The sequence below is a fragment of the Streptomyces sp. NPDC050263 genome, assembly GCF_040655955.1.
Lineage (GTDB): Bacteria > Actinomycetota > Actinomycetes > Streptomycetales > Streptomycetaceae > Streptomyces.
Genome location: NZ_JBFAKW010000093.1, coordinates 1 through 22971 on the forward strand (window position 1 = coordinate 1; position 22971 = coordinate 22971).

Annotated in this window: 19 protein-coding genes; 10 read left to right on the forward strand and 9 right to left on the reverse strand. The window is 70.6% G+C overall.

The annotated features are described in order from the left end of the window. Positions 1–133 precede the first annotated feature (133 nt). The gene (locus tag AB0J04_RS32050) at positions 134–838 is read left to right on the forward strand and encodes a hypothetical protein (RefSeq protein ID WP_363172108.1); all 705 of its coding nucleotides are present in this window, start codon (positions 134–136) and stop codon (positions 836–838) included. 115 nt (positions 839–953) lie between these two features. On the opposite strand, the gene AB0J04_RS32055 is transcribed toward AB0J04_RS32050, so the two are convergent. Continuing rightward, positions 954–1367: an organic hydroperoxide resistance protein gene (locus AB0J04_RS32055; protein WP_351917154.1), complete on the reverse strand. Its 414-nt coding sequence runs from the start codon at positions 1365–1367 to the stop codon at positions 954–956. Between the two features lie 116 nt (positions 1368–1483). On the opposite strand from AB0J04_RS32055, the gene AB0J04_RS32060 reads away from it, so the two are divergent. The 3 genes from AB0J04_RS32060 to AB0J04_RS32070 all read left to right on the forward strand — a co-directional run bounded on the left by AB0J04_RS32060 (position 1484) and on the right by AB0J04_RS32070 (position 4078). Next, positions 1484–1981 carry a MarR family transcriptional regulator gene (locus AB0J04_RS32060; protein WP_363172109.1) on the forward strand — a complete coding sequence of 166 codons (498 nt, stop codon included), beginning with the start codon at positions 1484–1486 and terminating at the stop codon, positions 1979–1981. A gap of 98 nt (positions 1982–2079) precedes the next feature. After that, positions 2080–3060 (forward strand): UDP-glucose 4-epimerase GalE, encoded by a 981-nt coding sequence (gene galE / locus AB0J04_RS32065; protein WP_363172110.1) that lies wholly within the window; start codon positions 2080–2082, stop codon positions 3058–3060. A gap of 31 nt (positions 3061–3091) precedes the next feature. After that, positions 3092–4078: an ADP-ribosylglycohydrolase family protein gene (locus tag AB0J04_RS32070; RefSeq protein ID WP_363172111.1), complete on the forward strand. Its 987-nt coding sequence runs from the start codon at positions 3092–3094 to the stop codon at positions 4076–4078. On the opposite strand, the gene AB0J04_RS32075 is transcribed toward AB0J04_RS32070, so the two are convergent. Both AB0J04_RS32075 and AB0J04_RS32080 read right to left on the reverse strand, forming a co-directional pair. Further along, positions 4060–4704 carry a response regulator transcription factor gene (locus tag AB0J04_RS32075; protein WP_363172112.1) on the reverse strand — a complete coding sequence of 215 codons (645 nt, stop codon included), beginning with the start codon at positions 4702–4704 and terminating at the stop codon, positions 4060–4062. The two genes, AB0J04_RS32070 and AB0J04_RS32075, sit on opposite strands and share 19 nt — an antisense overlap. A 16-nt stretch (positions 4705–4720) precedes the next feature. Then, the gene (locus AB0J04_RS32080) at positions 4721–5365 is read right to left on the reverse strand and encodes a TetR/AcrR family transcriptional regulator (protein ID WP_363172113.1); all 645 of its coding nucleotides are present in this window, start codon (positions 5363–5365) and stop codon (positions 4721–4723) included. 171 nt (positions 5366–5536) lie between these two features. Between AB0J04_RS32080 and AB0J04_RS32085 the strand changes: the two genes are divergently transcribed. Together AB0J04_RS32085 and AB0J04_RS32090 are read left to right on the forward strand one after the other, a co-directional pair. Then, positions 5537–6457 carry an ABC transporter permease gene (locus AB0J04_RS32085; protein WP_363172114.1) on the forward strand — a complete coding sequence of 307 codons (921 nt, stop codon included), beginning with the start codon at positions 5537–5539 and terminating at the stop codon, positions 6455–6457. Positions 6458–6485: 28 nt separating this feature from the next. Further along, positions 6486–7313, forward strand: coding sequence for an ABC transporter ATP-binding protein (locus AB0J04_RS32090; RefSeq protein WP_363172131.1), 828 nt, complete (start codon positions 6486–6488; stop codon positions 7311–7313). A 114-nt stretch (positions 7314–7427) separates the two neighbouring features. On the opposite strand, the gene AB0J04_RS32095 is transcribed toward AB0J04_RS32090, so the two are convergent. After that, entirely contained in the window at positions 7428–12401 is a 4974-nt protein-coding gene (locus AB0J04_RS32095; protein ID WP_363172115.1) for an NAD-glutamate dehydrogenase, read from the reverse strand. Positions 12402–13187: 786 nt separating this feature from the next. On the opposite strand from AB0J04_RS32095, the gene AB0J04_RS32100 reads away from it, so the two are divergent. After that, positions 13188–13754 carry a DJ-1/PfpI family protein gene (locus AB0J04_RS32100; protein WP_363172116.1) on the forward strand — a complete coding sequence of 189 codons (567 nt, stop codon included), beginning with the start codon at positions 13188–13190 and terminating at the stop codon, positions 13752–13754. A gap of 118 nt (positions 13755–13872) precedes the next feature. Here the strand turns inward: AB0J04_RS32100 and AB0J04_RS32105 are convergent, their stop codons facing one another. Together AB0J04_RS32105 and AB0J04_RS32110 are read right to left on the reverse strand one after the other, a co-directional pair. Beyond that, entirely contained in the window at positions 13873–14541 is a 669-nt protein-coding gene (locus AB0J04_RS32105) for an HAD family hydrolase (RefSeq protein WP_363172117.1), read from the reverse strand. Positions 14542–14640: 99 nt separating this feature from the next. Beyond that, positions 14641–15168: a hypothetical protein gene (locus tag AB0J04_RS32110; protein WP_363172118.1), complete on the reverse strand. Its 528-nt coding sequence runs from the start codon at positions 15166–15168 to the stop codon at positions 14641–14643. Positions 15169–15508: 340 nt separating this feature from the next. Here AB0J04_RS32110 and AB0J04_RS32115 point away from each other — a divergent pair, with 340 nt between their 5' ends. Further along, on the forward strand, positions 15509–16147 hold the full coding sequence (locus AB0J04_RS32115) for an Rv3235 family protein (RefSeq protein WP_363172119.1): 639 nt from the start codon (positions 15509–15511) through the stop codon (positions 16145–16147). Positions 16148–16250: 103 nt separating this feature from the next. Here the strand turns inward: AB0J04_RS32115 and secA are convergent, their stop codons facing one another. Continuing rightward, positions 16251–19067 (reverse strand): preprotein translocase subunit SecA, encoded by a 2817-nt coding sequence (secA, locus tag AB0J04_RS32120; protein WP_363172120.1) that lies wholly within the window; start codon positions 19065–19067, stop codon positions 16251–16253. Between the two features lie 281 nt (positions 19068–19348). Here secA and AB0J04_RS32125 point away from each other — a divergent pair, with 281 nt between their 5' ends. Both AB0J04_RS32125 and AB0J04_RS32130 read left to right on the forward strand, forming a co-directional pair. After that, positions 19349–19930: a GNAT family N-acetyltransferase gene (locus AB0J04_RS32125; RefSeq protein WP_363172121.1), complete on the forward strand. Its 582-nt coding sequence runs from the start codon at positions 19349–19351 to the stop codon at positions 19928–19930. A 90-nt stretch (positions 19931–20020) separates the two neighbouring features. Beyond that, positions 20021–21193 carry a crosslink repair DNA glycosylase YcaQ family protein gene (locus tag AB0J04_RS32130; protein WP_363172122.1) on the forward strand — a complete coding sequence of 391 codons (1173 nt, stop codon included), beginning with the start codon at positions 20021–20023 and terminating at the stop codon, positions 21191–21193. 74 nt (positions 21194–21267) lie between these two features. Here the strand turns inward: AB0J04_RS32130 and AB0J04_RS32135 are convergent, their stop codons facing one another. Together AB0J04_RS32135 and raiA are read right to left on the reverse strand one after the other, a co-directional pair. Next, positions 21268–22014, reverse strand: coding sequence for a response regulator transcription factor (locus tag AB0J04_RS32135; RefSeq protein WP_351919171.1), 747 nt, complete (start codon positions 22012–22014; stop codon positions 21268–21270). Positions 22015–22256: 242 nt separating this feature from the next. Beyond that, positions 22257–22949, reverse strand: a complete 693-nt coding sequence (gene raiA, locus AB0J04_RS32140; protein ID WP_363172123.1) for a ribosome-associated translation inhibitor RaiA — start codon at positions 22947–22949, stop codon at positions 22257–22259. Positions 22950–22971: the final 22 nt, after the last annotated feature.

Here is a 22971-nt window from a genome sequence, read left to right on the forward strand (position 1 = left end):
GTACGTCCAGTACGAGGACTTCCGGCCGGCACACCGAGAGCACGCACCGGACGCCGCTCCTTGACGGGCAAACGTTGCCTGCCGCGGCACTAGCTTTCGGGAGCGCGGCGGCGCAACAGGGAAAGCGTGACGAATGCGCCCCTGTGCCCGCACCTCCTGGCATCCGACGCCGTACCGGTTCTGCGCAACTGTGGTCTGGTCGGCGATGTCGCTCGTGTACTGGCTCGACCCGCTGAGCCGCGCCGCGGTGGCCGACCCGGTCGGCCTCCTGGTGCTGCTGACCGGGATCGGCCGCTTCACGCGCGTGTTGACGGACCGCCGGTGGGCGCCGGTCCTGGGCGCTCTGTCCGCCGTGGCGCTGCTCTGGGCCGGCGACCTCGGTCAGCGGCCGGCGTTCGCCGTCGGACTGACCTTCTGGGCGTGGGCGTCGACGGGCACGCACGCGGGGGCGGTCCGCCGTACGGTCCGCCATGTCGGCCCGAGCGGGCTCGCGAGCTCCTGGGGGTACGGGTGGCTCGGCGCGCTGTACGGGCTGATCCTGCTCGTGGACCCGGTGACGTTCGGTGTGGCGGCGTGCTGGGCGGTGGCGTTCGTCGCCGTGTGGGAGCGCGACCGGCGGGCCGCCGTGCTGGGCCGGTGGGCGCTGACGGCGGCGGTGCCGCTGGCGGTCCTGTATCTGCGGCCGCACCTGGCCGGCCGCGCGCTGGGCGTGCCCGGATACTTCTGGCCGGTGCTGCTGGTGCTGGTCGGACCGCCCGCGCTGTGGCTGCGGGCCCGACGGACGAGACGAGCGGCGGCCGCGCGACCGGCTCCCGCCGAGAGTCACTCGATGCGGTGAGGATCGCGCACCGGGGACCGGGGACCGAGGACCGAGGACCGAGGACCGGCAGGTCACTCGGTCCCCGGGGAACCGCTCAAGGGAAGTCTGCGCGCTGACGCCTACTCGATGACGACTACTCGACGACGAGGTCGACCTCGATGTTGCCGCGGGTGGCGTTGGAGTAGGGGCAGACCTGGTGGGCCTGCTCGACGAGCTTGCGGCCGGTCGCCTCGTCCACCGCGTCGGGCAGCTCCACGCGCAGGGTCACCTTCAGGGCGAAGCCCTCGCCCTGCTTGCCGATGCCGACCTCGGCGGTCACGGCGGCGTCGCTGACGTCGACCTTCGCGGCGCGGCCGACGAGGCCGAGGGCGCTGCCGAAACAGGCGGCGTAACCGGCGGCGAACAGCTGCTCGGGGTTGGTGCCCTCGCCGTTGCCGCCCATCTCCACCGGGAAGCCCAGCGCGAGGTCGATCTTGCCGTCGGAGGAGACGGCGCGTCCCTCGCGGCCGTGGGTGGCGGTGGCGACAGCGGTGTAGAGCGCGTCCATGGAAAACCATCCCTCTCAGGTCGTTCCGGCGGCCGTCCGGCCGCCTCACGGGGATAAGTAGAGCACACAACTTAATTGGGCACAACCAAATGGCGCGTAAGGGCTACCCTGGAGTCATGACCGCCCCGCTGCCCTCCGTCGGCCAGGAGAACGCCACCGAGAACTGGCTCCGCCTGGACCGCCAGATCTGCTTCTCCCTGCACGCCGCGTCGCGCGCCTTCAACGGCGTCTACCGCGTGATCCTCAAGGACCTCGGGCTCACCTACCCGCAGTACCTGGTGATGCTGGTCCTCTGGGAGGAGGGCCCACTGCCCGTCAAGAGCCTGGGCGAACACCTGCGCCTGGACTCCGGCACTCTCTCGCCGCTGCTCAAGCGCCTGGAGGCGGCCGGCCTGGTCCGCCGCGAGCGCAGCGCCCGCGACGAACGCTCGGTGGAGGTACGGCTGACCGAGGAGGGCGCGGCGATGCGCGATCGGGCCCTGGAGGTGCCGCGCCGGATCGTCGGCGCCACCGGCTTCGAACTCGGCGAGATCGGCGCCCTGCGCGACCGCCTGGACCAGCTCACCGCGGCACTCGACACGGCGGTGACGGAGGAGATGCCGGGGAACCGGTAGAAAGCGGACGGCACCAAAAGGAACCATCACGCCCCATGCCCAGCAATGGAGTGCTAAGACACACCATTACGGATAGGCTACGAGGGGGCGGTCTCGAAATGACCTGGTTGATCACGGGCGGCGCCGGCTACATCGGGGCGCACGTCGTACGGGCGATGACCGAGGCGGGCGAGCGGGCGGTGGTCTACGACGACCTGTCCACGGGCATCGCCGAGCGCGTGCCGGGCGACGTGCCGCTGGTGGCGGGCTCGACACTGGACGGGGAACGGGTCGCGCGCACCCTGGCCGAGCACTCCGTCACCGGTGTCGTGCACCTCGCGGCGAAGAAGCAGGTCGGGGAGTCCCTGGAGCGGCCCCTGCACTACTACCGGGAGAACGTGGAGGGCCTCAGAGTCCTCCTGGACGCGGTGACCGCCGCCGGGGTGCCGTCCTTCGTGTTCTCCTCCTCGGCGGCGGTGTACGGCATGCCGGACGTGGACCTGGTCACCGAGGACACCCCGTGCGTCCCGATGTCGCCGTACGGCGAGACGAAGCTGGCCGGCGAGTGGCTGGTGCGGGCGACGGGCCGGGCCGCGGGCCTGTCCACCGCCGCGCTGCGCTACTTCAACGTGGCCGGGGCGGCCCGCCCGGACCTCGCGGACGCGGGCGTGTTCAACCTCATCCCGATGATCTTCGAGAGACTCACCGAGAACGCGCCCCCGCGCATCTTCGGCGACGACTATCCGACCGCCGACGGCACCTGCGTCCGGGACTACATCCACGTCGTCGACCTGGCGCAGGCCCATGTCGCCACGGCCCGCGCGCTGCGGGCCGACCCCGGTCGTGAGCTGATCCTCAACATCGGGCGCGGGCAGGGCGTCTCGGTACGGGAGATGATCGACCTCGTCAACGCGGTCACCGGCCACGACCGACCGCCGACGGTCACCCCGCGCCGCCCCGGCGACCCCGCCCGCGTCGTCGCCGCCGCCGACCGCATCACCGACGAACTGGGCTGGAAGGCCGCACACGACGTCCAGGACATGATCACCTCGGCCTGGCAGGGATGGCTACGCCGGCACCCGCGGACAACACGGACGTAGAGAGCCCCGACCGGCCTCGTAGGCTACCCGCATGATCAACTCCCCGGCGCCCGCAGACCGCCCCGGCCCACGCCCTCTCGACCGTGCCATCGGCTGTGTCGTCGGCTCCGCCGTCGGGGACGCGCTGGGGGCGCCCTTCGAGTTCGGCCCGGAGGGCGTGTTCTCCGAGCGCTTCCCGACTGCCGGGAACGGGGGCGAGATGTGTGGGGGCGGCGGCTGGGACCCGGGCGAGGCGACCGACGACACGCAGATGGCCGTCCTCGTCGGGGAGTCCCTGCTGGAGTGCGGCGGGCTGGAGCCGGCGGACGTCTTCGGGCGGTTCCGGCGCTGGGCCGCCGCCGACCCCAAGGACATCGGACTGCAGACCGAGGCGGTCCTGAGCAGCGGCGACCCGTGGGACACGGCCTCGGCCCTGCACTTCCGGACAAGCCAACGCGGGGCGGGCAACGGCTCGATGATGCGGGCCGCGACCTCGGCCGTGTACTTCGCGCCCCAGGGCCGTGCGGCGACCATGGACGCGGCCCGCAGGCTCGCCGCGCTCACCCACGGGGACCGCGCGGCCTGGGAGGGCACCGCCGTCCTCCACGAGTTGGTGCGGATCGCCCTCATGGGAGCAGACCCGCTGCCCGCGCTCCCGGAGATCCTCGCCGAGGTCCACCCCGACCACCGGGAGCGCTACGCGGTCGTCCTGGCCCCGGACTGGCATCCCGACCTCGCCACAGAGTTCAACGGGGCGGTGTGGCCCTGTCTCGGTTCCGCGGTCTGGGCGCTGCGCACGAGCTCCGGCTTCGAGGACGCCGTCCGGGCCGCCGTCGATCTCGGCGGCGACACCGACACCGTCGCGGCGGTGACGGGCGCGCTCGCCGGGGCCGTCCACGGGATCGACGACGTTGCGCGGCGGTGGACGGCCGCGCTGCACGTGCCGTTGCCCGGGTCCGGCGGGCGGGTGCTGCGGCTGCCCGAACTCACCGCGCTGGCCCGGCGGCTGGCCGAGGCGGGTCAGGTGTTGTTGAGGTAGGCCAGTACGGCCAGCACCCGCCGGTGGCCGGTGTCGCTCGCCGGGAGGCCCAGCTTCAGGAACACGTTGCCGATGTGCTTGCTGACGGACCGTTCGGTGATGACGAGGGTCTCGGCGATGGTCGTGTTGTCGCGGCCCTGCGCCATCAGCTTCAGCACCTCCCGCTCGCGCGGGGTGAGCGAGTCCAGCGGCGAGTCACGGCGGCGCGTCATCAGCTCGGTGACGACCTCGGGGTCGAGCGCCGTGCCGCCGGAGGCGACCCGCTCCAGCGCGTCGAGGAACTCGTCCACCCGGCCCACGCGGTCCTTCAGCAGATAGCCGACCCCGCTCGCGCCCCCGCCGAGCAGCTCGGCGGCGTAGGACTCCTCGACGTACTGGGACAGCACCAGCACCGGCAGCCCGGGGATCTTCTCGCGGGCCTCCAGCGCGGCCCGCAGCCCCTCGTCGCGGAAGCCCGGCGGCATCCGCACGTCGAGTACCGCCACGTCGGGCCGGTGTTCGAGGAGCGCCGGCAGGACCTCGGGGCCGGAGCCGGCGACGGCTGCCACCTCGTGCCCGGCCGACGTCAGCAACAGGACCAGGCCCTCCCTCAGCAGGGCGTTGTCCTCGGCCAGGACGACTCTCATACCGACTCGGCTCCCCTCACAGCGCCTTGATCGCCTCTGCGGTCGCCCGGGCCAGCGCGCCCAGGTACCCCTTGGGCAGCTTCGGGCTGCGGATCACCACCGAACGCCAGTAAAGCGGACCGGAGATCAGATCGAGCGCCAGCTCCTGATTCAGCCCCTCGCCGATCTCGCCGCGCTCGGCCGCCGCCGCCACGATCTTCAGGGCGACGCTCTCCTGCCCCTCCTTCAGCGCCTTCTGGAGGGCCTCGGCGATCTCGGGGTTGCGGGCCGCCTCGGCCTGGAGGTCCGGGATGATCTGCGAGGCGATCGGGTGCCGCAGCGCCCGCGAGGTCACCTCGTAGAGCATCCGCAGGTCGCCCTCCAGGCTGCCCGTCTCCGGCGCGGGCAGCCCCTGCACGGCGATCACCGAGACGATGTCGAGGACCAGGTGCAGCTTGGAGCGCCAGCGCCGGTACACCGCGGTCTTGCCCACGCCGGCCCGGCGGGCGATGCCCTCGATGGACATCCGGGCGTAGCCGACGGTCGCGAGCTCCTCGAACACGGCGGCCCGGATGGCCTCCGTCACATCCTCGCGGAGCACGGCCGCGCCCGCGGGCGCCCGGCGCGGGCGCACCTGGGGTCCATCGGCGTTCGTCGCGTTCGTCGTCATGCGGACCAGCATAGGGCGTTACGACGAGACGGTTGCGTTCCGGCGTCAACTCGGCCTACTCTCACGTTGCGACGATACGGTCCCGTTCCGACGTAAGAAAACGTAAAGAAAAGCGTAAGGAAAACGCCGGGAGCACGGATGCCGGACGCCCGCACCCCCTCCCCCCGAGTGAAAGCAGCGGATGTGAGTCAGGCCCTCCACACACCGCCCCGGACAGCGGCCGCCGTGCCCGAAGGCGACCTCGCGGCCCTCGCCGCCCGTCACGGTCTCACCGTCAGCGGTGCCCGCCCGTCCCTGCCGGAGTACATCCGCCAGCTCTGGGCGCGCCGCCACTTCATCTCCGCCTTCGCCACCGCCAGGCTCACCACGACGTACAGCCAGGCGAAGCTGGGCCAGATCTGGCAGGTGATGACCCCCCTGCTGAACGCGGCGGTCTACTACTTCATCTTCGGCGTCCTGCTGGACACCAAGAAGGGCGTGGCGGACTTCATCCCGTTCCTGGTCACGGGCGTGTTCGTGTGGACCTTCACGTCGACCTCGATCATGACGGGCACCCGGGCCATCTCCGGCAACATCGGCCTGGTCCGGGCCCTGCACTTCCCGCGGGCCGCGCTGCCGATCTCGTTCTGTCTGCAGCAGTTGCAGCAGCTGCTGTTCTCGATGGCCGCCCTGGTGTTCATCCTGCTCGCCGTCGGCGTGCCGCCGGCCCTCTCCTGGATCCTCGTGGTCCCGGCGCTGACGTTGCAGTTCGTCTTCAACGCCGGCATCTCGATGATCATGGCCCGGCTGGGCGCCAAGACCCCGGACATCGCCCAGCTCATGCCGTTCCTCCTGCGCACCTGGATGTACATCTCGGGCGTGATGTTCAGCATCGACAAGCTGGTCGCCGACCACGCCGGGATGCCGTCCTGGATCGCCACCCTGCTGAAGGCCAACCCTGCGGCCGTCTACATCGACCTGATGCGCTTCGCCATGATCGACACGTTCCACGCGAGCCAGCTGCCGCCCCACGTGTGGCTGGTCGCGGCCGGCTGGGCGGCGCTCTCCGGCGTCGGCGGGTTCATCTACTTCTGGAAGGCTGAGGAGACGTACGGCCGTGGCTGACAACGCAAACCGCACCGCACCGCAGGACATCCCCGATGTCGTCGACAGCAGCGGCGAGCGGATCCCCACCGTCATCGCCGACAGCGTCGACATCATCTACCGCATCAACGGCACCGTCGGCGGCAAGGGCAGCGCGACCGCCGCCCTCAACCGGATCGTGCGCCGCAAGCAGGCCGACAAGGCGGCCGGCGTGCGCACCGTGCACGCCGTGAAGAAGGTCTCCTTCGTCGCCTACAAGGGCGAGGCGATCGGCCTGATCGGCACCAACGGCTCCGGCAAGTCGACGCTGCTCAAGGCGATCGCCGGACTGCAGCCGGTGGAGCGCGGCAAGATCTACACCGAGGGACAGCCCTCCCTCCTCGGCGTCAACGCGGCCCTGATGGGCGACCTCACGGGCGAGCGCAACGTCTACCTCGGCGGCCTGGCGATGGGCATGACCCGGGAGCAGATCAAGGAGCGCTACCAGGAGATCGTCGACTTCTCCGGCATCAACGAGAAGGGCGACTTCATCTCCCTGCCGATGCGCACGTATTCCTCCGGCATGGGCGCCCGGCTGCGTTTCTCCATCGCCGCCGCCAAGGACCACGACGTCCTGCTCATCGACGAGGCCCTGGCCACCGGCGACGCCAAGTTCCGCAACCGCTCCGCGGAGCGCATCCAGGAGATGCGGGAACACGCGGGCACGGTGTTCCTCGTCAGCCACAGCAACAGCACGATCACCGAGACCTGCGAACGGGCTCTGTGGCTGGAGCGCGGCGAACTCCAGATGGACGGGCCGGCGGAAGAGGTCGTCGCCGCGTACGAGGCCTTCACCAGCGACCCCAAGGCCAAGAAGCCCGCGGCCGCGGCCAAGTAGCCCGGCTCGACCCGCACGCGAGAAGGGCGCCCCCGACGGGATCGGGGGGCGCCCTTCTCGCGTGTCAGCGGTCCGCTCCCGGCCGCCCACGCGTGGCGGCACAGGAGCGACTGGCTACGAGTGCGTCCGCAGCAGCGTGCGCATCGTCCGCATGGCCACCGACAGGTTGGCCAGGTCGAACGTCTCCGAGCTCTGGATCTCGTCCAGCGTGGACCGCGCGCGGCCCAGGATCGCCGCGTTCTTCTCCTCCCACGCCTTGAAGCGCTGCTCGGGCGTCGAGCTGCCGTTGCCGACGGCCAGGACGTCCGCGGCCACCGCCGCGTGCGCCGCGTACAGGTCCTCGCGGATGGAGGCGCGGGCCATGGACTGCCAGCGGTCCGCCCGCGGCAGCTCGATGATGCGGTCCATCAGCTGGGTGATGTGCAGCCGGTCGGCGAGGTCGTAGTAGACCTCGGCGACCTCCAGCGGGTCGCGGCCCATGCGGTCGGCCACCGAGACGATGTCCAGCGCCGGGAACGCCGAGGAGAACCCGGCCACCCGGGTGGCCAGCTCGTCCGGGACCCCGGCGGCGGTCAGCTCGTCGTAGATCCGCTGCCACCACTCCAGGTCCGCGCCGCGCAGCAGCTTCGTCAGCTGCGACCACACCTGCTCGACGCGCTCGGCGAAGAAGTCGACCGTCTCCGCGAGCTGCAACGGCTGCGGCCGGTTGTTCAGCAGCCAGCGCGTGCCGCGCTCGACGAGCCGCCGCGAGTGCAGCCGGATCCGGGTCTGGACGGCGGCCTCGACCCGGTTGTCGAGACCTTCCACCCCGTCCCACACCGGGGCCGAGCGGAAGATCGCCCGGGCCGCGGTCTGGGCCCGCACGATCTCCTCCAGCGAGGCGCCGGTCTCCTCGCGCAGCCGGTGCAGATACGTCGTGCCGCCCGTGTTGACCGTGTCGTTGACCAGCACGGTCGTGGTGATCTCACGGCGCAGCGGGTGGCTGTCGATGCCCTCGGGGAACCGCTCGCGCAGCGCCGTCGGGAAGTACGCGTGCAGCAGGCCGCGCAGGTAGTCGTCGTCGGGCAGCGAGGTGGCCAGCAGCTCGTCCGACACCGTGATCTTCGTGTAGGCGAGCAGGACGGCCGTCTCCGGGCTGGTCAGGCCCTGGCCGGAGCCGAGGCGCTCACGGATCTGCCGGTCGGTGGGCAGGAACTCCAGCGCCCGGTCCAGGTGGCCCGCCCGCACCAGGTGGCGCATGAAGCGCTGCTGGGCGTGGAGCATGTCCTTGGACTGGGCGAGGGCGTTGGCGATCGCCGTGTTCTGCGCGTAGTTGTTGCGCAGGACGAGCGCGCCGACCTCGTCGGTCATCTCCGCGAGCAGCTTGTTGCGCTGCTTGACGGTCATGTCGCCCTCGGCGACCAGCCCGTTGAGCAGGATCTTGATGTTCACCTCGTGGTCGGAGGTGTCCACGCCCGCGCTGTTGTCGATGGCGTCCGAGTTGATCCCGCCGCCGCGCAGCGCGAACTCGATCCGGCCGAGCTGGGTCAGGCCCAGGTTGCCGCCCTCGCCGACGACCTTGACGCGCAGGTCGGCGCCGTCCACCCGGATCGGGTCGTTGGCCTTGTCGCCGACGTCGGCGTTCGACTCCGTGCCGGACTTGACGTACGTGCCGATGCCGCCGTTCCACAGCAGGTCCACCGGCGCCCGCAGGATCGCCTTCATCAGGTCGGCCGGGGTCAGCTTGGCGACGCCCGCCTCGATGCCGAGCGCCTCCCGGATGTGCCCGCCCACCGGGATCGACTTCGCCGTGCGCGGGAAGACCCCGCCGCCCGCCGACAGCAGGGCGGTGTCGTAGTCGGCCCAGCTGGAGCGGGGCAGCTCGAACAGCCGGCGGCGCTCGGCGTAGGAGGTCGCGGCGTCCGGGGTCGGGTCGAGGAAGATGTGCCGGTGGTCGAAGGCGGCGACCAGGCGGATGTGCTCGGAGAGCAGCATGCCGTTGCCGAACACGTCACCGGACATGTCGCCGATGCCGACGACCGTGAAGTCCTCGGCCTGCGTGTTCACGCCCAGCTCCTGGAAGTGCCGCTTCACGGACTCCCAGGCGCCGCGGGCGGTGATGCCCATGCCCTTGTGGTCGTAGCCGGCCGAGCCGCCGGAGGCGAAGGCGTCCCCGAGCCAGAAGTTGTACGACTCGGCGACCTGGTTGGCGATGTCGGAGAACGTCGCCGTGCCCTTGTCGGCCGCGACCACCAGGTAGGTGTCGTCCTCGTCGTGCCGCACCACGTCGGCCGGCGGCACGACCTCCCCGCCGACCATGTTGTCGGTGATGTCGAGCAGCGCCGAGATGAACGTCTTGTAGCTGGCGATGCCCTCGGCCAGCCACGCGTCACGGTCCACGGCCGGGTCGGGCAGCTGCTTGGCGACGAAGCCGCCCTTGGCGCCGACCGGCACGATGACGGTGTTCTTCACCATCTGCGCCTTGACCAGTCCGAGGACCTCGGTGCGGAAGTCCTCCCGCCGGTCCGACCAGCGCAAGCCCCCGCGCGCGACCTTCCCGAACCGCAGGTGCACGCCCTCCACCTGCGGCGAGTACACCCAGATCTCGAACGCGGGCCGGGGCGCCGGCAGGTCCGGGATGGCCTGCGGGTCGAACTTCATGGACACGTAGTCGTGCGGCAGGCCGCCCGCGCGCTCCTGGAAGAAGTTCGTGCGCAGCGTCGCCTTGATGACCGTCAGGAACGACCGCAGGATCCGGTCCTCGTCGAGCGAGGCCACCTGGTCGAGCGCGGCTTCGAGTTCCTCCAGCAGGGCGTCGACGATCTCGTGCCCGGCGCGCTGCCGGTCGGGCGACATCCGCGCCTCGAACAGCGACACGAGCAGCCGCGTCGTGTGCACGTTCGTCCGGAGGGTGTCCTCCATGTAGTCCTGGCTGAAGGTGGACCCGGCCTGCCGCAGGTACTTGGCGTACGCGCGCAGCACCGTCGCCTGCCGCCAGTTCAGCCCGGCGCCCAGCACCAGCGCGTTGAACCCGTCGTTCTCCGCCTTGCCGGTCCAGGTCGCGGAGAACGCCTCCTGGAACCGCTCGCGCCCGTCGTCGCCGAGGAAGTCACCGCCGGGACCGGCCAGCGACTTGGGGATGCGCAGACCGAAGTCGTAGATCCAGGAGTTGCTGCGGTCCGCGCAGCGCAGCTCGTACGGCCGCTCGTCGATGACCTCGACGCCGAGCCGGCTGAGCACCGGCAGCACCGCCGACAGGGAGATCGCGTCGCCCTTGCGGTAGATCTTGAAGCGGCGCTCGTCGGGCGCGGCGCCCACCGGCTCGTACAGGCTGAGCGAGAAGTTCTGCTCCCCGGTCAGCCGCTCCAGATGGACCAGGTCGGCGACCGCCGCGCGCGGAGTGTGGTCGGCCTTGTAGCCCTCGGGGAAGGCGTTGTGGTAGCGCCGCAGCAGCTCGGCGGCCCGCTCCTCGCCGCACTCGGCGTTCATCGCCTCGGCGAACGCGTCGGCCCAGGACCGGGCGGCCTCGACGAGCCTCGCCTCGATGCGGTCCTTGTCGGCGTCGGACAGCTCGGGCAGCTCGGTGCCCTGCGGGACCCGGACGACGAAGTGCAGCCGGGACAGGATCGACTCGGTGTTCCAGGCGCTGAAGTCGACGCTGGTCCCGCCCAGCTCCTCCTTCAGGATGTCGATGATCCGCAGCCGCACCCCGGTCGTGTACCGGTCGCGGGGCAGATAGACGAGCGCGGAGTAGTAGCGCCCGTACTCGTCCTGCCGCAGGTAGAGCCGCAGCCGCCGCCGCTCCTGCAGGTACAGCACGGAGGTGACGATGGCCCGCAGCTCGTCCACCGGAGTCTGGAACAGCTCGTCGCGCGGGTAGGTCTCCATGATCTGGAGCAGGTCGCGCCCGTCGTGGCTGTTGGGGGAGAAGCCGGCGCCCTTCAGCACGGCCTCGACCTTGCGCCGCACGACCGGCACCCGCACCACGGACTCGGTGTAGGCGGCGGAGGAGAACAGCCCGAGGAACCGCCGCTCCCCGACCACGTTCCCGTCGGCGTCGAACTTCTTCACACCCACGTAGTCGAGGTACGACGGCCGGTGCACGGTGGCCCGGCTGTTGGCCTTGGTCAGCACCAGCAGCTTGTGCTCACGCGCCTTGGCCCGCGCGTCGGCCGGGAGCCGCTCGAAGGACGGGCTGACGGGGTGGCCGTCCCCCTCGGAGTGGTGCGGGTCGGACCGCAGGATGCCGAGCCCGGTCCCGGGGACGGCGGCTAGGCAGTCGTCGCCCCGCAGCTCGTACTCGCGGTAGCCGAGGAAGGTGAAGTGGTCGGCGGCCAGCCAGCGCAGCAACTCACCGGCCTCGTCGATGTCGGGCCGCGCCAGATCGCCGGGCGCGGGCTCCTCCTGGAGGTGATCGGCGACCCGCAGCGCGGTGTCCCGCATCTTCTCCCAGTCCTCGACGGCCTCCCGGACGTCGGAGAGCACCCGCAGCAGATCGTTGGTGATCTGCTTGAGGTCGGCGCGGTCGGTCTCCCGGTCGATCTCGACATGGATCCACGACTCGACATGCCCGTCATGCGGAAGCTCCGCGTTGGCAGGCGGAACGCTGAGCACCTCGACGAGCTTGCCGGCCACATCGCGCCGCACGACGACCTGCGGATGGATGACGAGGTGGATCCCCCGCCCCTGCCGGGTCAGCTCGTTGGTGACGGAGTCGACGAGGAACGGCATGTCGTCGGTGACGACCTCGACGACGGAATGGCTGCAGGTCCATCCGTTCTCTTCCACGGTCGGCGTGTGAACCCGCACATTGGCGGTGCCCTGCGGCCGGTTCTCGGCCAGCCGATAGTGCGAGAGCGCCGCTCCGAAGACGTCGACCGGATCGCGGTCGCTCAGGTCCTCCTGGGCGGTGTGCAGGTAGTAGCGCTGGAGGAACGCGAGGAGGGCGTCGTCGTCCGGAGCGCCCGGGGTGCCCGAGGTACCTGGAGTGCCTGGCGTGCCCTCGCTCGTCGTCCCAGTCGGTAGGTGCCCCCCGACCGGACTGTTCTCAGCGACCCGGGCCGCCCTCTCGAGCAGCTCGGCCTTGGCTTCGTCCAGCTTGGTCTGCATTGTCCTCTGACTCCTGTCGCGCGCCGTTGCGTGACGTAGAAGGAAGTACGGTCTCTTCCCCTGCGGCTCGACGCCACGGCCCGGGGTCTCCGGTCTGCTCCGACGCTATGCCGCAAGGTGAGATGAGCGGGGGCTTATCAGCCATTCTCGACACCACCAGGAGGTGTGACGCTGCTCTCCGCGTCGCTCTCTTCCCGGGTAGGTACGGCGTCCCGGGGCCCCTTGCGCCCCGGCCCCGCCCGCGCCGACCAGCGTCCGCCGCCCGGCCGCGGAGACGGTCCGCAAGCACCGGGCGCAGGGCAGAGGCGACAACGCCCCCGCGAGATATCGCGCTGATCACGCCACCAAGGCTATCTCCCCGTACGGCCCCGCCGTCATGAGCCGTATGTGTACAAAACATGGCCACAAAGTTTGACGTTCTGCACAGGGACGGGGCGGGTGGGACGCGGGGGAGGGAGCCCTCCGGGGTACGGGGCGGAGCCCCTGGCGGGGTTGGAGGGGCGGCCCCCCTGGGGTGGGACGGCACGGGCGGAGCCCCTGGGGTGGGACGGCACGGGCGGAGCCCCTGGGGTGGGACGGCACGGGCGGCACGGGCGGCAGGGGCGTCCAGGGACGGCACGGGCCGCAGGGCCGCAGAGGCCGCAGAGGCCGCAGAGGCCGCAGGGGCGAGAAAAGTCGACGTCGCCCTCTCGCCGCGGGACGCTGAAAGTGCGCTCCCTCTTGGCAACCGCACCCCCAAGAGGCACGTTGCAAACGACAGCGCCCGCCCGAGAGGAGCCGCCCACCATGACCGCGAAAATCCTCATCGTCACCGGCGACGCAGCGGAGTCCCTGGAAGTCCTCTACCCCTACCAACGCCTCCGCGAGGAAGGCTACGAAGTCCACATCGCCGCCCCCACCCGCAAAAAGCTCCGGTTCGTCGTCCACGACTTCGAACCCGGCTTCGACACCTACACCGAGAAGCCCGGCTACACCTGGCCCGCCGACCTCGCCTTCTCCGAGGTCGACCCCGGCCAGTACGCCGCGATCGTCATCCCCGGCGGCCGCGCCCCCGAGTACCTCCGCAACGACCCCGAACTCCGCAAGATCCTCAAGTCGTTCTTCGACGCCGACAAGCCCGTCGCCCAGATCTGCCACGGCCCCCTGCTCACCGCGGCCGCCGACGCCCTCCGCGGCCGACGCGTCACCGCCTACCCGGCACTGGAGCTCGACATGCAGTCGGCCGGCGCGACCTTCCAGGACGCCGAGGCGGTCGTCGACGGCACCCTCGTCTCCGCCCGCGCCTGGCCCGACCACCCCGCCTGGATGCGCGAGTTCCTGACGGTGCTCCGCGCAAAGGCCCCGGCGACCTGAACCGCACGCACTCGACCCGCGCGCGCTGGACCCACGCGCGCTGGACCCGCACGCCCTGACAGGTGCGGCGCCCCAAGACGCCGCACCACCCCGAGCCCACGCAAAAGCCGACGCAGTCCTACGCCGCGGCCAACCGCCCCGCGACCTCGACCGCCTCCCCCAGCGTGTCCACCACCGGCACCCCCACCCCCTCCAGGCTGGCCCGACTGTGCGACCCGCCGGTGTACAACACGGCCCGCGCCCCCACATGCAACGCGGCGACCGCGTCGTCCGCGGCATCCCCGATCACCACCGTGCGCTCCGGCTCGACCTCGTTCAGCGCCTGGAGGTGCCGCACCATGTGCTCGGCCTTGCTGCCCCCGGAGGGCCCGGTCCGCCCGTCGACCCGTATGAAGTGCGGCTCGATCCCGAACCCGCGGACCAGCGGCACGAGCTCGTCGTGCACGTACATGCTCAGCAGGGACTGGCTGTGCCCCGCCAGCCGCCACTCCGTGAGCAGCTCCACCGCGCCCTCGGTGAGCCCGCACCGCACCCGGTGCTCGGCGTAGTACCGGTGGAAGATCTCGTCCATGACCTCCCACTCGGCGTCCGTCGGCAGCCGCCCCATCAGCCGCTCGTAGAACTTCGGCACCGGCACGCAGTACAGCGCCCGGTACCGCTCCAGCGTGAGCGGCTCCAGCCCCAGCTCGGCGAACGCCGCGTTCGTCGCCCCGATGATCGCGTCGTTGTCGTTGAGCAGCGTCCCGTTCCAGTCCCAGACGATGTGCGCCGCTTCGTGCTTCCCCATGCCTGCAAACGTACCCGCCGCCACTGACAATCAAGTGAGCGAACTCGACGCGGGCTCAGCGCGATGTCGGCGCGGGCTCGACGCGGCCTCGGCGCAAGCTCAGCCCCCCGAGCCCACCAGGCCCGGAATCTCCTGCGTGGCGAACCACAGCAGCTCATGGTCGTCGGCCCCGTCCACGACGAACTGCGCGTCGTCGTCCCCGCCGTCCGCCGCCGCGAGCGCCTGCGCCGCCGCACGCACGTCCGCCTCCGCCTCCCCGGCGTCGACGTGCACCGCGGCCGCCTTGGCCAGCGTCACGGCGCCGCTCACGCGCACCTCGCCCAGCGCCGCCGGATCCAGCCCGCGGTCGGGGTCCACGACGGCCGCGCGGTCAGGTACGTCCACGGCGACCACGACCCGCCGCCGAGGGGCGTCCGGGTCCGCCGCCAGCAGCCGCAGCGAGGCGAGCGCGGCCCTGCTGAGCGCCGCGTACTCCAGCTCCTCCAGGTCGTCGGAGAGGTACCACTCCCGCAACGCGGGCGTGACGGCGTACGCGACGAGCGGCCCGGACCCCGGCTCACCCGTCAGCCCACCCGTCTTGTGCGCCTCGGCGAGACCGGGGAGGGTCAGGGGGACGTAGACACGCATGGGTGGCCGCTCTCTTCGTGGTCGCAGGCTCGGACTCGGCGCCCCGGGGAGGGCGGTTCCGCGCCTCCCTGAGGGCCTTCAGGATACGTGCGGACGTCCCCTTTCGGGTCCCTGCCCGCACCCCCGCAGACGTCAACCTCGCACCCTGGAACTCACCCGGCCCACCCCTGAAGCCCCGGGCTTTCCGCACCCCGGACCACCCCTGATAGGTGAATCCTCCGGGCCCCCACCACAGGCGCACCGCTCGCTTGCCGCCATGGACGACAACCCCGTACAAGATCCGCAACGGCAAAGTTACCGACCGGTAGACGCCGAAGCCGCCCACCGAACGGGGACCCCCATGAACAAGGTCATGACGAGGACGCAGGCCCACCCCGGCACCCGCCCGCCCGGCCGCCGCGACACCCGCCGCCCCGCAGGCGCCCCGCCCCGCAACGCCGGCCACAGCACCCCGCGCACGCCCCCGAACAGCAACCGTCCACCCGGCGCACCCGGCACCACCTCCCCCACCCGCACCCGCCCCACCGACAACCGCTCCACCACCCCCCAGCCCCTCACCCGCCAAGCCGCACCCCAGCCCACCCCCGACGCCCCCACCGTCCCCGCCCAGACCATCCGCCGCCCCCTCACCCAACCCCGCCCCACCGACCTCTTCGCCGACCGCCTCCTGGCCGTCCTGACCGGCCGGCGCCCCGTCCACTTCATGCTCCGGCACACCCTCGGCCGCGCCTACGACGACCTGGCACACCTCGCCGAACGCGGCCCGCTGCGCACCGCCGCCCACGGCGCCGTCCCCGTCGTCCGCGACATCGGCTACTACGTCCCCCGCCCCGGCGCCATCGAGGCCTTCGCCCGCATCGGCGCCGGCGACCGCCTCCGCGCGATGGCCTTCCGCCTGGAACTCGGCGCGGACCACCGCTGGCGCTGCACCGCGGTCGAACTCGACGGCCCCCGCAGGCCCCACCCCCAGGACGACTGAGACAACCGCCCCCGCCGGCCACGCAAAAGGCCGGGCCACCCAAAGGTGACCCGGCCCTCGGCCTTCAAGCCGACCGCGACCGCGATGCCGCTACCTCATACGACTACTTCTTACGACGCCGCCCGGCCTTCGCCTGCTTGCGGCGCTCCGCGCGCGTGAGACCGTCGGCCTCCGAGCGCACGGGCTCGTCGTCCTCACTCTCGAAGTCGCCCTCGATCGTGCCGCCCTCGCCGTCCACCGTCGGCGCCGAGAAGTGCAGCTGACGACGCTGCGGAGCGTCCAGCCCCTTCGCACGGATCTCCGGACGCGAACCCGCCTGTGCCGGCACCACGTCCTGCTTCTCCATGTCGACCGGCTCGCGGTCCTCGACCTCGACCTCCTCGACCTGCTGCTCGACCTGGACCTCCAGGTTGAACAGATAGCCGACGGACTCCTCCTTGATGCCGTCCATCATCGCGGAGAACATGTCGAAGCCCTCGCGCTGGTACTCGACCAGCGGGTCCTTCTGCGCCATCGCGCGCAGGCCGATGCCCTCCTGGAGATAGTCCATCTCGTAGAGGTGCTCACGCCACTTGCGGTCCAGCACCGACAGCACGACCCGGCGCTCCAGCTCACGCATGATCTCGGAGCCGAGGTGCGACTCCCGCGACTCGTACTGCTCACGGATGTCGTCCTTGATGGACTCGGAGATGAACTCGGCGGTCAGACCGGCCCGGTCACCGGCCGCCTCCTCCAACTCCTCGACGGTGACCTTCACCGGGTAGAGCTGCTTGAACGCGCCCCACAACCGGTCCAGGTCCCAGTCCTCCGGGAAGCCCTCGGCGGTCTCCGCGCCGACGTACGCGTCGATCGTGTCGTCCATGAAGTGCTGGATCTGCTCCTGCAGATCCTCACCCTCCAGGACGCGGCGCCGCTCGCCGTAGATGACCTCACGCTGACGGTTGAGCACCTCGTCGTACTTCAGGACGTTCTTACGCGTCTCGAAGTTCTGCTGCTCCACCTGCGACTGCGCGGACGCGATCGCGCGCGTGACCATCTTGTTCTCGATCGGCACGTCGTCCGGCACGTTCGCCATCGACATCACGCGCTCGACCATCTGCGCCTTGAACAGCCGCATCAGGTCGTCGCCCAGCGACAGGTAGAACCGGGACTCGCCCGGGTCGCCCTGACGACCGGAACGACCACGCAGCTGGTTGTCGATACGCCGCGACTCGTGCCGCTCGGTGCCGAGGACGTAGAGCCCGCCGAGGTCCTTGACCTCCTCGAACTCCGCCTTGACGGCCTTCTCGGCCTTCTCCAGAGCGGCGGGCAGCGCAGCGGCCCACTCCTCGATGTGCTCCTCGGGGTCGAGGCCGCGCTGGCGCAGCTCCGCCTCCGCGAGGTCGTCGGGGTTGCCGCCGAGCTTGATGTCCGTACCACGACCGGCCATGTTCGTCGCGACCGTCACCGCGCCCTTGCGGCCGGCCTGGGCGACGATCGTCGCCTCACGGTCGTGCTGCTTCGCGTTCAGCACCTCGTGCTGGATACCTCGCTTGGACAGCTGCTGCGACAGGTACTCGGACTTCTCGACCGACGTCGTGCCGACGAGGATCGGCTGGCCCTTCTCGTGCTTCTCGGCGATGTCGTCGACGACCGCCTCGAACTTAGCGACCTCGGTGCGGTAGATCAGGTCCGACTGGTCCTTGCGGATCATCGCCCGGTTCGTCGGGATCGGGACCACGCCGAGCTTGTAGATCTGGTGGAACTCGGCGGCCTCGGTCATCGCCGTACCGGTCATGCCCGAGAGCTTGCCGTAGAGGCGGAAGAAGTTCTGCAGGGTGATCGTGGCGAGCGTCTGGTTCTCGTCCTTGATGTCCACCCCTTCCTTCGCCTCGATCGCCTGGTGCATGCCCTCGTTGTAACGGCGGCCCGCGAGGATACGACCCGTGTGCTCGTCGACGATCATGACCTCGCCGTCGATGACGACGTAGTCCTTGTCCTTCTTGAACAACTCCTTCGCCTTGATGGCGTTGTTCAGGTAGCCGACGAGCGGCGTGTTCACCGACTCGTAGAGGTTGTCGATCCCCAGCCAGTCCTCGACCTTGGAGACACCGGCCTCGTGGATGGCGACCGTGCGCTTCTTCTCGTCGACGTCGTAGTCGCCCGTCTCCTCAAGACCCTTGAGGGGGTTGCCCACCTCGCCCTTCTTGAGGCGCGTGACCAGCTTGGCGAAGTCGCCGTACCACTTGGTCGCCTGGTCGGCCGGGCCGGAGATGATCAGCGGCGTACGGGCCTCGTCCACCAGGATCGAGTCGACCTCGTCGACGATGGCGAAGTTGTGGCCACGCTGGACCAGCTCGTCCTGCGCCCACGCCATGTTGTCGCGCAGGTAGTCGAAGCCGAACTCGTTGTTCGTGCCGTACGTGATGTCGCACAGGTACTGCTCGCGACGCTGGGCCGGCGTCATGTTGGCCAGGATGCAGCCGACTTCCAGACCCAGGAACTTGTGGACGCGACCCATCATCTCGGAGTCGCGCTCGGCCAGATAGTCGTTGACCGTGATCAGGTGCACGCCATCGCCGGACAGGGCGTTGAGATACGCCGGCAGCGTGCCGACGAGGGTCTTGCCCTCACCGGTCTTCATCTCGGCCACATAGCCGAGGTGCAGAGCGGCGCCGCCCATCATCTGGACGTCGTAGTGGCGCTGTCCGAGGACGCGCTTGGCGGCCTCGCGCACGGTGGCGAAGGCCTCGGGAAGCAGGTCGTCCAGACTCTCACCGTCGGCGTACCGCTGCTTGTACTCATCGGTGAGGGCCCGCAGCTCGGCGTCGGAGAGGTCGACGAAGTCCTCTTCGATGGAGTTGACCTGGTCCGCGATGCGGTGCAGCTTGCGCAGGATCTTGCCTTCGCCTGCACGCATGATCTTCGAGAGGACGGACACGGGGGTTGGTCTCCTTGCCGGTCGGGCCTGGGACGGTCGATTTCCATGGGACTTAACTGAGCAACGGCCATCGTATGCGAGGACCCCACCGCGCCGGGAGGCCTGCCGTGACGAGGACCGCACACTGCTGCGCACCTGCTCCAAAAATCTCTTCAAAGGGGACAACGGCCGGGCCCCGCCGATGGTGCCGCGTCCACCGGACGAATTGCGCGAATTGTGATCACACGCTCACGCACCGCAAAACGATGGCGCCCGCCGGACACCCGAAGCAGAATCGGCCGATGGAGCCCGAGCCCGTCACCCTCACCACCGCGCGCCTCGTCCTGCGCCCCCTCGGCCCCCAGGACGCCGACGCCGTGTACACCGCCGCCCAGGACCCCGACATCCAGCGCTGGACCACGATCCCCTCCCCCTACCTCCCCGAGCACGCCCACAGCTTCACCGAAGTGCTCGCCCCGGAGGGCTGGGCGACCGGCTCGATGTTCACCTTCGGCGTCTTCCTCCCCGACGGAAGCCTCACCGGCCTCCTCAGCCTCACCATGCGCTCCCTGGGCACCGCCGAGATCGGCTTCTGGGCGGCCAAGGAACACCGGGGCCACGGCTACACCACCGAGGCCACCCGCACCGCCTCCCACTGGGCCTTCACCACCCTCCGCGTCGACCGCGTCGAATGGCGGGCGGAAATCGGCAACACGGCCTCCCGCGCGGTCGCCGAGAACGCCGGCTTCACCCTGGAGGGCACCCTGCGCTCGGCCATCAACAACAAGGGCGTACGAAGAGACTGCTGGCTGGCCTCCCTGCTCCCCTCCGACCTGGGACTGCCCTCGACGGCCCCGTACCTGCCGGCCCCCACCGTCGCCTGACACCCCCCGACCCACCCTCGACCGCACAGACCCCCAGCTCAACCCGCAGCTCAACCCCCACTGTCAGACCCACCCCCTATCGTGCGAGCCATGACGACCCCGCGCCCCGCCACCGAGCTCTCCGCAGACGAAGCCCGCCGCATCGCCCTCCGCGCGCAGGGCTTCCTCGGCACACCCGACCGCAAGGCCGGCGTCCGCGGCGTCCTCCGCCGCCTCGGCGCGGTCCAGCTCGACACCATCTCCGTCCTCGCCCGCTCCCACGAGCTCATCCCCTACGCCCGCCTGGGAACCGTGGGCCGCAAGACCGTCGAGAACTCCTACTGGCAGGACACGCACGCCTTCGAGTACTGGTCGCACGCCGCGTGCATCCTCCCCATCGAGGAATGGCCCCACTTCGCGTTCCGCCGCCGCGCCTACCGCAACCGCCCGCACTGGAACCACGACCTCCCGGAAGGCACCTACGACCAGGTCGTCAAACAGCTCCGCGCCGAAGGCCCCCTCACCGCCACCGACCTCGGCGGAGCGAAGAAGACCAGCGAGTGGTGGGACTGGTCCGGCACCAAGGTCGCCGTCGAACGCGCGCTGATGCACGGCGAGGTGGTCTGTGTCGAGCGCCGCGGCTGGAAGCGCGTCTACGACCTCGCCGAACGCGCCGTACCCGCCGCCCTGCTGCACGACGAGCTGGACGACACCGAGTGCCTGCGCCGCCTCGTCCGCCTGGCCGGCCAGTCCCTCGGCGTGGGCACACGCGCGGACATCGCCGACTACCACCGTCTCAAGGGCGAACAGGTCGACGCGGTGATCGCCGACTCGGGCCTGGTCCCGGTCACGGTCGAAGGCTGGGGCAAGCCCGCCTGGGCCGACCCGACGGCCCTGGAGACGCCCCCGCGCGGGCGCCACCGCACCACACTCCTGTCCCCCTTCGACTCCCTGGTCTGGGAACGGGCGCGCACCGAGCGGATCTTCGGCTTCACCCACCGCCTGGAGGCCTACGTCCCCAAGCCGAAGCGGGTGTACGGCTACTTCGCGATGCCGGTCCTGGCCGGAGGCCGGCTCGTCGGCCGCGTGGACCCGGCCCGCGAGGGCCGCACCCTCGTCGCCAGGCAGGTCACCCTGGACGGTCCCAAGGCGGTCCCGGCCGTGGCCCAGGCCCTCCTCGAAGCCGCGACCTGGGTGGACTGCACGGACGTCCGCGTGGAACGCGTCGACGCCCCGGACCTGCGCGAGCCCCTCACCGCAGAACTCGCCCGCGCCCTGGCCTGACCAGGCCCGCCCGACGAGCGGCCGACCGGGCCGACGGGCGGGCCGACCGACCGACCGGCGGGCAGCCAGGCGATTCACTGGATCTCGAGAATCTTCTCCCGCATCGCGTACACCACCGCCTCCATCCTGGAGTGCAGCTGCAGCTTCTCCAGGATGTTGCGCACATGGTTCTTCACGGTGTTCTCGGAGATGAACAACTCCTTGGCGATGTCACGGTTGTTCATCCCCGTGGCGACCAGCTTGAGCACCTCCAGCTCCCGGTCCGTCAGCCGCGGCGCGGGCACGAGCCGACGCTCGTCGGTCCGCTGGATCATCGACTTGAACTCGGTGAGCAGCTTCGACGCCATGGAGGGGCTGATCTGCGACTGCCCGTCGGCGACCGCGCGGATCGCGGTGGCCACCTCGTCCGTGGAGATCTCCTTGAGGAGATAGCCGGTCGCGCCCGCCTTGATCGCCTCGTAGAGGTCGGCCTCCTCGTCGCTGATCGTCAGCATGATGATCTTCGCGCTGGGGGCCACCTCCTTGATGGAGGTGCACGCCTCGATACCGCCGCGCTTGGGCATCCGCACGTCCATCAGCACGATGTCCGGCAGCAGGTCGGCCGCCTTGTCCACGGCCTCCGCGCCGTCCCCCGCCTCACCGACGACCTGAATGTCCTCCTCGGCCGCGAGCACGATCTCCAGTCCGCGGCGGAACAGGGCGTGGTCGTCCACGACAAGGACTCTGATCGGCTCCTTGCGTGCTGTGCCCCCGTCCGGGCCCATGCCGACGACGCCGTCGCCGGCCCCCTCGTCCCGCATCGGTCCGAAGCTGTCCGCCATCGTTCCTCCCCCTGAAGGCTGTGGCCGTGGTCCAGAGCCATCGCCAACCCAAGGCAACGGCCCACCGGTTGAGCCGCCCTGCCATGATTCCATGCCCGACGGACAACGCGATGACAGAGCGCTGCCCCGAGGGGTCGCACGAGGGTGCCCCTGGGGGCGCACACGCGCTTCCAGGGGCACACCGCTCGCTGTCACCAGGGCAATGTCACCAGGGCAAGGGCCTCAGCCGTCACCGGACGGCGTCAGCCGCCCAGCGCGCCACCCGCCTCGGGGGAGTGCGCCTGGGCCACCATCGGGTCGGTGTCGAGGTAGATCACGCCGTAGTCGTAGGCGTGCCGCCGGTAGACGACGCTGGGCTGCTTCGTCTCGGAGTCGACGAACAGGTAGAAGTCGTGTCCGACCAGTTCCATCTCATAGAGGGCCTGGTCAAGGGTCATCGGGGCGGCCACGTGCGTCTTCTCTCGGACCACGAGGGGGCCGTCGCCCTGCACCTCGAGCGAGCCGATCTTCCTGGTCGGCACGCTGTCCGACGCACCGGCCGGAACGGGGCGGCCGTTGCCGTTGAGCGTCGCCACGCCCGGAACGTGGTCGGGAACCTCTGCCGCGGAGAGCCTGCGGGCGCCGCGGCGCGTGTATCGCTTGTCGTGCTGCTTGCGCAGCTGGGCGTCCAGCTTCTCCGCCGCCAGGTCGAGTGCCGCGTACGGGTCGTTGGCCGCCGCTTCCGCCCGGATCACGGGACCGCGGGAACGGAGAGTGATCTCCACTCGGTCACACCGGTCTGCCTGTCGGGGGTTGGGCTCCTTGGACACCTCGACGTCGAGGCTGATCACCTTGCCGTCGAGCTTCTGGATCTTCTCCAGGTTCAGCTTCTCGGCCACGTGCTTGCGGAACCGCTCGGGCACCTCGGTCTTGCGGCCCTTGACGACGATGTCCACGCAGAACTCCGTTCCCGGATCA